The sequence below is a fragment of the Corynebacterium sp. HMSC056E09 genome, from assembly GCF_001813425.1.
Lineage (GTDB): Bacteria > Actinomycetota > Actinomycetes > Mycobacteriales > Mycobacteriaceae > Corynebacterium > Corynebacterium hesseae.
The window spans coordinates 1-10,359 of record NZ_KV812518.1 but is presented as its reverse complement, the minus strand read 5'-3'; the positions used below and the strand labels follow the sequence as shown (position 1 = coordinate 10,359).

Annotated in this window: 8 protein-coding genes; 5 read left to right on the top strand and 3 right to left on the bottom strand. The window is 52.7% G+C overall.

Annotation, left to right across the window (positions count from 1 at the left end):
• A partial coding sequence (locus tag HMPREF2912_RS11315; protein WP_210396401.1) for an HsdM family class I SAM-dependent methyltransferase occupies positions 1 to 1,398 on the top strand: 1,398 nt, incomplete at its 5' end.
• Positions 1,398 to 2,447 (top strand): restriction endonuclease subunit S, encoded by a 1,050-nt coding sequence (locus HMPREF2912_RS11310; RefSeq protein ID WP_070684234.1) that lies wholly within the window; start codon positions 1,398 to 1,400, stop codon positions 2,445 to 2,447. The genes HMPREF2912_RS11315 and HMPREF2912_RS11310, both read left to right, overlap by 1 nt.
• Before the next feature lie 416 nt (positions 2,448 to 2,863).
• Here the strand turns inward: HMPREF2912_RS11310 and HMPREF2912_RS11305 are convergent, their stop codons facing one another.
• The 3 genes from HMPREF2912_RS11305 to HMPREF2912_RS11295 are packed head-to-tail and all read right to left on the bottom strand — an operon-like array spanning position 2,864 to position 8,332.
• Positions 2,864 to 4,246, bottom strand: a complete 1,383-nt coding sequence (locus HMPREF2912_RS11305; protein ID WP_070684232.1) for a site-specific integrase — start codon at positions 4,244 to 4,246, stop codon at positions 2,864 to 2,866.
• Positions 4,239 to 5,105, bottom strand: coding sequence for a site-specific integrase (locus HMPREF2912_RS11300; RefSeq protein WP_070684230.1), 867 nt, complete (start codon positions 5,103 to 5,105; stop codon positions 4,239 to 4,241). The genes HMPREF2912_RS11305 and HMPREF2912_RS11300 overlap by 8 nt, the downstream gene beginning before the upstream one ends.
• 2 nt (positions 5,106 to 5,107) lie before the next feature.
• Positions 5,108 to 8,332, bottom strand: a complete 3,225-nt coding sequence (locus tag HMPREF2912_RS11295) for an Eco57I restriction-modification methylase domain-containing protein (protein WP_070684228.1) — start codon at positions 8,330 to 8,332, stop codon at positions 5,108 to 5,110.
• A gap of 152 nt (positions 8,333 to 8,484) precedes the next feature.
• Between HMPREF2912_RS11295 and HMPREF2912_RS11290 the strand changes: the two genes are divergently transcribed.
• Genes HMPREF2912_RS11290 through HMPREF2912_RS11280 form a run of 3 tightly spaced genes read left to right on the top strand, consistent with a single transcriptional unit; the run spans position 8,485 to position 10,356 of the window.
• On the top strand, positions 8,485 to 8,808 hold the full coding sequence (locus HMPREF2912_RS11290; protein ID WP_070684224.1) for a helix-turn-helix domain-containing protein: 324 nt from the start codon (positions 8,485 to 8,487) through the stop codon (positions 8,806 to 8,808).
• 54 nt (positions 8,809 to 8,862) lie between these two features.
• Positions 8,863 to 9,774 carry a hypothetical protein gene (locus HMPREF2912_RS11285; protein WP_070684222.1) on the top strand — a complete coding sequence of 304 codons (912 nt, stop codon included), beginning with the start codon at positions 8,863 to 8,865 and terminating at the stop codon, positions 9,772 to 9,774.
• Between the two features lie 39 nt (positions 9,775 to 9,813).
• A complete protein-coding gene (locus HMPREF2912_RS11280; RefSeq protein ID WP_148139422.1) occupies positions 9,814 to 10,356 on the top strand; it encodes a hypothetical protein in 543 nt (180 codons plus the stop codon).
• Positions 10,357 to 10,359: the final 3 nt, after the last annotated feature.

Below are 10,359 nucleotides of genomic sequence, written 5' to 3'. Positions count from 1 at the left end.
TCCACTACGTGTCCACGATTTGCGGGCAACCCCACTAAGCCACTTGTTGTTGCGGGCTGTCTCATTGCTTTGACTGATCCGGTGTTCCGACTGTCGTACAAGCAGGCAGACGTGAGCGACGCCAACTACACAGAGACAGATCGTCAGTTCGGCAAGCAGTGGGTTGCCGCGATTGACCGTGCATTGCATAACTCAAACATCCCGCATGGTAAGACTCGACAGGTAGTAGACGTATTTAAGTCTGCCGTCGAAACCTCCCCAGCCCTGCTGTCTCGCGACCGCAAAATCAAGAAGGGAAAGAAGACCCTTGTAGATTCGCGTAGCGTGTTGTGCGCCTTGACTGAGATGCTTGAGGACAACGTATTTGAAGAGATGCAAGCTACTCAAGGCTATGACGTGCTCGGTGATTTCTACTCCGAGTTCCTGCGTTACGCCGGTGGTGGCGATGGTAAGGACCTCGGGATTGTGCTTACGCCTCCGCACGTGACTGAGCTCTTCGCTTTACTTGCGGATGTGGATGAGAACTCTGTTGTCCTTGATCCGTGCGCCGGCACAGCGGGGTTCCTCATCGCTGCGATGGAACGCATGGCTAAGCCGCGCTCAGGCATTGCGCTGACAGATGAACAACTCGACTCCATCAAGCGTTCGCAGCTTATCGGAATTGAGATGCAGCCTAATCTCTTCGCTCTTGCGGCATCGAACATGCTGCTTCGCGGCGATGGTAAGTCAAACCTGTTTCTCGGATCTTGCTTCGATGAGCGCATCACAAGTGAGATTGCGAACGGCCACCGAAACTATCCAGACGAGCGTGACTTTCGTCAGCCCAACGTCGTGTTGATGAATCCTCCGTACGCGCAGGGAAAGAAAGACGCACAGCTCGCTGAGGCTCATTTTATTCTCAACGCGCTGAATATGACCGAGCGCGGCGGCACGGTGATTGCCATTGTTCCTATGAGCGTTGCGACCGGCCAGAACGAGTGGCGCGAGAAAATTCTTGAGTCGCACACTCTCGTTGCGTCCATGACAATGCCTCCTGAGTTGTTCCCTGGAGCGAGCACGCAGACTGTGACGATGGTGTTCAAGGCTGGCTATCCACACAACTCCGACGTACCTACGTGGTTTGCTCGGTGGACTGATGACGGGTTCGTTACGCTTCGTGGTCGTAAGGATCTCAAGGGGCGCTGGCCGGGTATTCGGGATCAGTGGTTGCACGATTTCCGTACGCGCAAGGCCGATACGCCAGGCTACTGCGTGTCTCAGTGCGTGACGGCACATGATGAGTGGCTAGTCGAGGCGTACATGGAGACGGACTACTCAAAGGTTACGGATGAGGACTTTATCCGTGTTCTGCGCGAGTACGCCGTGTACCAGATGATGAAGTCTGTGGAGGTTGGGTAATGGCTCAACTGCAAGATATTTTCGACATTCGATCAGGGCACAGCCTAGAGAAGATTTATCTTGATGATGCCCTTAACTCAGAGGGAGTGAACTTCGTTTCGAGAACTGCGAAGAACAATGGTGTTAGCGGACGAGTAGTGACTCCGGATGAAATTGTTCCCGCAAATACTGGAGAGATTTCCGTTGCACTCGGTGGAACCGTCTTGGCTACTTTTGTCCAGGATGAACCATTCGTGTGCGGACGTGATGTAGCAATCCTAACGGCGAAAACTGAAATGGGTCTCGCTGAAAAGCTGTGGTGGTGTGCCGTAATTGAAGCTAACAAACCGAAGTACAGCTTTGGTAGACAAGCAAATCGAACTCTTAAATTCCTTGAAGTCCCAGACTCAGCACCTCAGCACATCATCGATATGGGCGATGAGATCCCCAACGTGTTTGGCGAAGTGTGGAACTTTACTAAGGACATTGTGGACGAGCTACCGCCTTTATCACGGTGGGGCGAGTTCGGGATCGATGAACGATTCGCAGAGTCTGAGCCAGTCGGTGAGCGAGTTGAGTTGCCGCCTTTCTCGGAGTGGAAACCGTTCCGTGTAGGTGATCTGTTCACCGTTGAGCGTGGGAAGTCGGTGCGGATGCTTGACCTTGATGAAGGGGAGACTCCTGTAGTTTCTGCAACGAATCAGAATAACGGAGTCGCTGGGATATTTGATATTGAGCCAAACCGAGATGGTGGATTCATTTCAGTATCAGCTAACGGAGCGGTTGGTTTTACCGCTGTGCAAACGGAATCATGTTTCGTGAATGGTGATGCGGTTACTTTGGTTCCACTTCAAACAATGGGGTATTCAACACTCGCCTTCATCGCGGTGGTGCTTTATGAACACAGACACAAGTACTCATATGGTCGAAAGGCCAATCCCGAGCTGATACGTTCTGCGACAGTCGGTCTCCCCGTTGCCCAAACCGGCGAACCTGACTTCGATCTCATCGAAAGATACATTGGGGGGGGGTTGCGCTGGAGTTCCTGGATCGACAGCACATGCTCTTGAGCTGACCTCAATCTTCCAATATCAAACACAAGCACCCACTCCGAATCATCGTAGTGGGTGCTTCGTCGTACCTAGCGCCCTGCCGGCTCAGAGACGAACCGCAGCGATGGGGTAAATGCTGACGTGACGCGGTGGCCAAGTTCGTGCTCCATGTTCCATGCCGGCTTGCAGCTGGGGTCAAAGCCGAACTCCCTGTCACGGTCGGCACAGCGGACGTGGTGCGTGTGCGACGGGATGAATAGGACTACCTTGTCGCTGACTTTAGCGGTGGATGAACATCGGCGTGTCGGCAACCTGAATCCAGCTGCCGGTCGGGTTGGAAAGTGGACGGAGAAAGGGCATGTGACCTCCAGGTGTTGAAGTGGAAAACGGAGATTACCGGGTCCGTCGCTGCTTTGTCCGGTTGTAACGGCAGACTAGGTGTAGCGCTCGACTTCAATTGGATCGCCGCCCCAATGCTCCACGACACAGTCACCCGCACGTGCTCGCTCCCGAGCTTCATGAGAGTTCTCGGGCACCCAGCCGCGACCTTTGCAGGTTGGGCAGGAATGAAGATCCACAACCCAGCCGGTATCGGGGTTCCACGCAGCTACCGCGCCGTCGCGTCCCCACCCTGAGCAGTCCTCGCACAACATGGGGTAGGTGGTATCGGTCCTAAAAATGTCTGGGGTCGTGGTGTTACGGACACGCGGGTGTTTCCAAGTCGTTTCGAGGTACGCCTGGACAATGTGTTCGTGATCCTGGGCACTAAGAGCTTCATCCGGGTACTCGTAAGTAAATTCAGGTTCAACGCCAGCTGTGAAGTGCGCTGAGGTCACGGCGGGCCGCGGCTCAGTGGGAACAGCAAGCTTTGTGGGTTCGACAGCAACAGGTTCGAGACTCTCCACAGCTGATAGCTCTGCTGGGTTGCTGCTCTCGTGGAAGAGTCCGCGCACCGACCAGATGTCTTGATCGGTCTCAAAGCCTCCGACAATCTCATCGAAGTAGCGGTCGTTTGTTATGCCAGCGACTTTCTGTACCACTCGGGGCGGGATACCAGCCGTAACGCACTGGTTGATCCAGGTAATTCGCATACGGCTAAGCGTTGGGGTAAGCCCTTGATCCGCGCTGCTGACGATGACTGCCGTTGCACTTTGCAATCGTCTCTTGCGAGTGGGAGATAAGACATAGTCAGAAAGCCCATCCTCGTGGACCGGTCGATTCTCCCTCAATGCCCGATCGAAGTCATGGTGCACGGGAATATCGCGGTCAGGAAGATGTACGACAAAGCCTTTCGAGTCAAAAGTAATCTGATTCCATCTCAGCTCGTCCATCTCTTTGCCCGTCAGGCCAGCACCTAGACCAAGTGCAAGCACCAACCCTTTGTTGCGCGTTACGAACCCTCGTTGCTTGAAACTAGCCCAGTCGCGAATCTCTACGATGTCGTGCTCCGTGTACGGCTTGTCAGGCACGGAGCGTTTGAAACTCGGGGCGACTTGTTGTGCGTAAGGAGCAATGACTTTCGCTATTGCATATGCGCAAGGTCGTTCGGTGTGTCTGAGGTCGGCAATGACAACAAGCTCCGCCAATCGAGGCTCAACGAAAATCTCGTCAAGGGGGGCTTGTGAGTCGGCAGCAAGAAGCACCTTGGTCACAGCACTGGTGAATACATACGGCTCGCCGATACGTTCAGGAGCCTCGTTCCGAGCGCGGCTGACAGCTTCAATGACTCGGTCTCCAACCTGTTGCCACTGTTGGGGTGTCACTTGCTGCGGTTTGCGGACTTCTCCCTGTGCGAACCAGTCCGGCCAATTAGACACTGCGCAAACCCCTGTCGGAGCCGTGGAACCATGAGCGAATGGTTGCTGGTGAGTACTCCACATCGGCACGCAGACTGCTGTAGCGTCTCAGCGTCGTTGTCCCGGCGGCGAGACAGATTAGCTCGTCGTTTACCCCAGCATTCATGAAGTGCTGAATCCACGTGACGCGCAGGCGGGCGGGCTTCGGGGCTAGACCTTTCGAGTGGTACATCGTTGAGAAGTTGGACGCGATGTTGCTTCGGTCTGCCTTGGCGCTGTCGGGAGCTAGGACATACTGTTCGGAGCGGTACTGGTCCTTACCGTGGACGAATGGCTCGGCGTAGCGTTGGCGCACCGGCACGTCGCGACCTGTCACATCGAGCAGCATCACACCTGTCTCATCGACGTAGACCTGTGCCCATGTCAAATAGGACGCTTCTTTGGCCCTGAGACCCGCACCGAGACACAGTGAGACCATCAACTGCTTGTTGAGTACGTTCGTTGCGGCGTTCGCGGCGTAGTTCATCCAGACCTCGATTTGCTCAATCTCAGCTGGGGTATAGGGCTGTGGAACGGAGGTCGGCTTTACTGGGGTTCGAGCGGTTGGCTCGCTGAAGCTTGGGTTGACGATACGGGCGATCGCTCGCAGTCGTGCGCGCCGGCGTTGCGCTGTTCCCGACGCGTAGGTGGGGACAAGGGACTCGGCGTAGGCGTTGATGATGTCCCAGTCGAGTACGTACTCAACGGCGAGTTCGTAACCCTGCTTTTCCACGGCCCACGTCACGAGATCTGTCAGGAACAGACTGTCCTGCGAATCGGGGGACAGGTCGGGATGGGAGAGCAGCTGGGCTACGAAGTCGGGGATGGGGGTAGTGGGCATGATTAAAGAATCAGCTCGGCAGCACTTGTGATGTTTGCTCGAACCGTCTGACGTTCTTTAGGGGTCAAGTCGTACAGGTCAAAAACAAGCTCATCTAGGTTGAACTCTGTCGAGTCGATCTCGGCCCGAATCGTTGTGACTATTTGCTTTTGAGACTCAAAAAAGTCGGAAAGTTCCGCCACATCAGTCAGTGACAACTTGATTTTGATCGCTGCATAGAATGACTTGAAATCCATTGTCCACCATTTGCTAGCAGCACGTGGCAAGGCATTGACTCCGTACGCGACACTGATGGTGCGATCGAACTTTTTCGTCTCGGTCTTAAGTCGATTATTGAGACTGCAAAGCTTATCGTGGAGTTCATTGAACTTTGCCGGATCTTGCGGAACTTCGATAGGGATGCTGGCCAGCGGGGTCATATCGACCTGGTAATTCTCACCCTGCATTTTGCCTTGAAACTTGAGCCAATAAGCAACCAAGCTTGAGTTGAGAATCGTTGTCAGATATTTCTGATCGACGCGTGAAGTCCGAATGATATTGAAGGTCCGATTGAAACACGCGTCAAAGTCAACCAGTGAGAATCTTGGCCGCGAGACAGACTTTCTAACCACGAAGATTCGTTCCCCGTGGTAGTTTCCTTTGTTCCTAATTCGGTGGAGACCATATGGCTTATTGGCGCTATTAATCACAGGGAGGAATCGGTCAAGATGGTTTTTGATTCCAGGGTACGCGTCTAAAGAGTGCGGATCCTTGAAAGTGGAGTCCGTGAAAATAACGTAGGAGTCAGGATCGTCCGACGAGTAGTAACGGTTGATTTGGGCGGGTGAATAGAGTGGCTTGATTAGTTCCTTATCCTTTGAGCTGAGCGACATCTTGTCCAATTCAGCTTGGGTGAGAACGAAGATGCCGTCACCTTTGGCTACGTTAATCCCGTTGACCTGGTTGAGATGTTGTGCATCAGATGCCTTGAGGCGTTCTTGACAATCAATACCAGAAAAGATTTCGGTCTTGTTGTCGATGTTGAAAGTGCCATGCTCAATAATCTTGTTAATGATGCTCGATGCTGTCGGCGGAACGAATGTAATGGGAGACCCCATCGAGTCAGCGCGAACCATGTTAGACGTGAATCGAAGTGACCCGTCGCTATCCGTCTGAGACAAGAACTCCTTGGCATCTGACTCGCGGGCATTCTTGAGCTCTAGTTTCTGGTATTTGAAGCTGTATGACGCCTCCGTTGCATCCTTGCGGCAGGTCATAATCATTGTTTGGATCCCAGCCTCTTTGAAGATGTTGTAGCTACCGAAGTCAATGAATCGCTCGATCCGGGCTTCAGAGGTTATCTTGTCGCGGAACTTAGAGGCTCCGTCGCTAGTTACCCAGTTATTCTGGGCAATTACTCCTACGAATCCAGTTTTGGGTTGCACAATATCGAGGGCCAAGCCACCGAACAAGTACCAAAGATCCATCTTGCCTTGGTAAATGGGATTTACCTTCGATGAAGCAAATGCCTCCTTGTTCTCATCCTCCTTGATATAGGGCGGATTCATTAGAACGACTTCGAAACCGCCATTTCCAATTACATCAGGGAAGTAGTCCTTCCAGTCGATCTCTAGGCTGTTTCCGGCCTTGATGTTGTTGTCGAGGGACGTAAGCTTTTTGTCCTTTACGGCAGTTTTAAGCCAGAGACTTAGCTTGGTAATTTCTACGGACTCGTCGTTGAGATCTACGCCGAAGATGTTTCTTTGAAGAATTTCTTTGTAGAAATTTTCGGTGTCAAAGAGGGTGTTGAGGATCTTGCCGACACGTTGATTTTCAGCGAGAAGGTAGTCGAAAACGTTTACAAGGAACGCACCTGATCCGCAGGCAGGATCAACCACTTGTATTTTTTGAAGCGCCTGTTGATACTTCGTGTACGCTACTTGCTCTCGCCTCTCGTAGTTTTTATCGGTCAGATCCTTGTGAAGCTTCGCCTCATCCTGCATTCTCTTTTCCAAGCGGCGGAGATATTCACCCAAGGTTTGATCGACCATGTACCGCACGACGTAGTCAGGCGTATAGAAAATGCCGTCCTTCTTCCTACGACTTACGCGGGGGATAACGGAGACAGCTCCGTTCGACACTGAGTTCTTCAGTTGTTCTACATCGCTGATTGATTGCTCGAAGATTCGACCTAGAATTGTGACGCTGGAGTCATGTGAGTAATCAAATTCGCTCAGCCTGAGTAGCGGGTCGAGTGAATCATCAGAAAGACTGATTTGATCTAGCTCTGGGTTCGTATGGAAAAGACCGCCATTGTAGCCGTTTGGTATTCCAAGATTCTTGTTGCCTGAGTCAATTCCTTTGAAGAGTCCTTTGAGTAGGTCCCAGAATCCGAGACCAAAGGCAGAGTTTTCCGACTCAGCTTTGACACGCAGAAGCGTATTCGATGGTAGAAGTCCGCGATCCTCAGCAAAAGCTACGAAGACAATCCGGTCAATAATTGTCTGCGCGAACTTAATCGCTTTGTGAGGGTCGGTGTTATTTTGTTCGATAATTGCGTTGATTAGTTGCTGGCGGGCTTGGGCGTAGCGGACGTAGAGGCTTTCTCCAATGGCTTCTTGTTCAATTCGAATATCAGTAAGAAGCTTTTCCGTCCTGGAGTCTCCCTTTTCGGCCACGAGGCGGTCATGGTGGAGCAGGTAGTACCAACTCTTGAATGCGAAATAGTCATCTGTTGGATCTACGAGATTGTCGAGGGTCCAGACGTTGTAATCAAGTAGATTGTCGTTGTAGATGCGAAACTCTTGGAAGTTGGAAACAATGACAAACGGGCAGGATCGGTATTGAGTCTTGTACTTGAATCCTTGCTGAACGGGAGTGTCATTCTTCTCACGCTTTTGGGGACGATCTAGATCGATGCCTGCACCTTTAAGCTCGACAACGGCGGAAATATTCTTGGACTCTCCATCGAAGTGACCAAGGATAACGTCAGGAAAGTTCGCGTTCTCAGTGGTTGCTTTAGGCTCCATCGAGTACGGAATGTGGGGCTTTTCGACATAACCTAGAATCTTGACGAAGAAGTCACGATTGTATGCTTGCTCGCGACTCGTTTCTTTGTCCTGTATCAGGGTGCCGTGGTGTAGGTCGTGGTGCCACTCGCGGACGATCTCAAGATAGGGCTCGATTTCGCTCGTCTTGATAGTTCCAGTCGCTTCGCGAAGCTGGTTGAGGTCAAAGAGAGGGGCCACGGTATTCCTTAAGCTGGGGGCGAGGGATTGTTAAAATAATCATAGCGTCTGGTTATCCCCGTTTCGGGAGATTATTGCAGAGTTCAGTTGCCCTGGTGCTTCTACGCACCTACGATCAGTCACAGCTGCCGTTGCCTAACAAAAGAGGTCGTATGCCCGCACAGAAGCGTCTCGTGGACATGTATCCCGACTGGCCTAATACCGATCCTGTAGATATACGCAACGAGGTTCATCGTCGCTTGCTCCTGTTGGCGAAGAACGTACAGATGGAGGCTGGTAAACACGGCTCTGTTCGCTATGTGGCGGAGCGCTCGCAAGTCTCGCACACAATGATTACTCGCTTCGTTCGCGGCGAGTCGATCCCCAGAGTCGATACCATCATGGCGATTGAGCAATTTGTTGAGACGAGCGTGTGGCCGGTACGTGAGACCACGGCTAAGCCTGTCGAGTTGCCTAAGGGATCCTGGACCCGGTAGACCAGTAAGTCATCCCTACTACCTCGAATCTATCGAGAGAAAGGGCCGGTGAACATGGCCCTCGAAACCTACCAACCGTCCACCATCCCTTATGAGCGCTGGGAAACGATTCGCGACTTCACGGTGAGCCTGGGGCAGCAATACCACGACCTCCACCCCGAGATTGCCTACAACCGCTACATGCCTGTCCTAACGCGCCTGATCGATGTGGTGTGCAACAGGGACGGCTATGAGCAAGACATTGAGGTCGTGCTTGACGCTGAGATGATCGAGATGATGATCCGCGATGAACTAGACGATCTCTCCGTTCATTCAAGGGGCGTATACAAGACCACGCTGCGCAGGCTCGGAGAAGCACTCAATCCGAACTGGATGGGGCAGACGATCTACAAGAAGCACGCCCGTACGACCTCACAGCCACCGTACACCCCAGCTGAGATCACCGACGTACTCGATTGGTGTGTGGACACGGACGAGTTCATTAGCTGCGAGCGACGCAAGATCGTGGGGCTGGGGTTAGGCGCAGGGTTGACGAGCCGACAGATGAGTAGGCTGAAGTGGTTAAGTGTCGAGGTTGACGAGCGGGGAGTGCTCATCCATCTGCCCGACCGGACAATTCCTGTCACAGCTCGCTGGGTCTACCTTCTCGACTTGGACAAGGCGGGGCGAGATGAGTATGTTCTGCGTCCCAATGTGACGAGCCGAGAGCCTGATGATGTGACGGGCAGGACGGCACGCAACAAGGTCGAGTCAGGAATGCGGCCTGATATTCGCCGACTGAAAGCGACATGGATCGTGGACTTGATGAATCGCTTTGTGCCGGATGCGTTTATCTGTCACGCGGCGGGGATCAAGACGTTGAAGCGCTACGAGCCGTTCCGCCCAGAATTAGGGGATAAGGATCTTGTGGCGGTGCGGGGGTTGTTTCACGGAGACGGACGTGGCGAGGGGCTGCGGGTGGTTTAGGGAGCATTCGTGTCCGCACTGCTTACTAGTATGCTAGGCATGACCCCTAAGTATTCCCAAAAGAACCCCTTTCCCCGCCGTGACATCGAGACTTGTTGGATCTGCCAAAAGCGTCCGGCGGACTCGCAGGAGCATACATTCAAAGCCAGTCGAATCCGTGAGCTGATGGTGGATGGGGAGCCGCTTCATGTGCCCGTGGACGGGGTTGTCTATCAGGTACGCGGACCTAAGTCTAAGACTGTCAAGTTTGGCAAGACCATTTGTCAGAAGTGCAACAATGAGCTGACGAAGCCATTTGATGATGCCTATGACTATTTCATCGCATTTCAGTATGGGCACTTTGACTACTTCCGCGAACGTGACGAGTACCAATGGTCAGAGATCTTCGATGGAACCGACTTCACGCAACGCGACCTTGAACGCTACTACCTCAAGAATGTGGGATGCCGGATAGTTGACGCAGGGGCGCATGTTCCAGAAGAAATTCGGACATATTTGTTCAACGACTGGCAATTGCCCTCGCATAGCTTGCTTTTTTACCGTAACTATGAAGGACCTGACCCCTGTTTGGTAGACACCTGATAT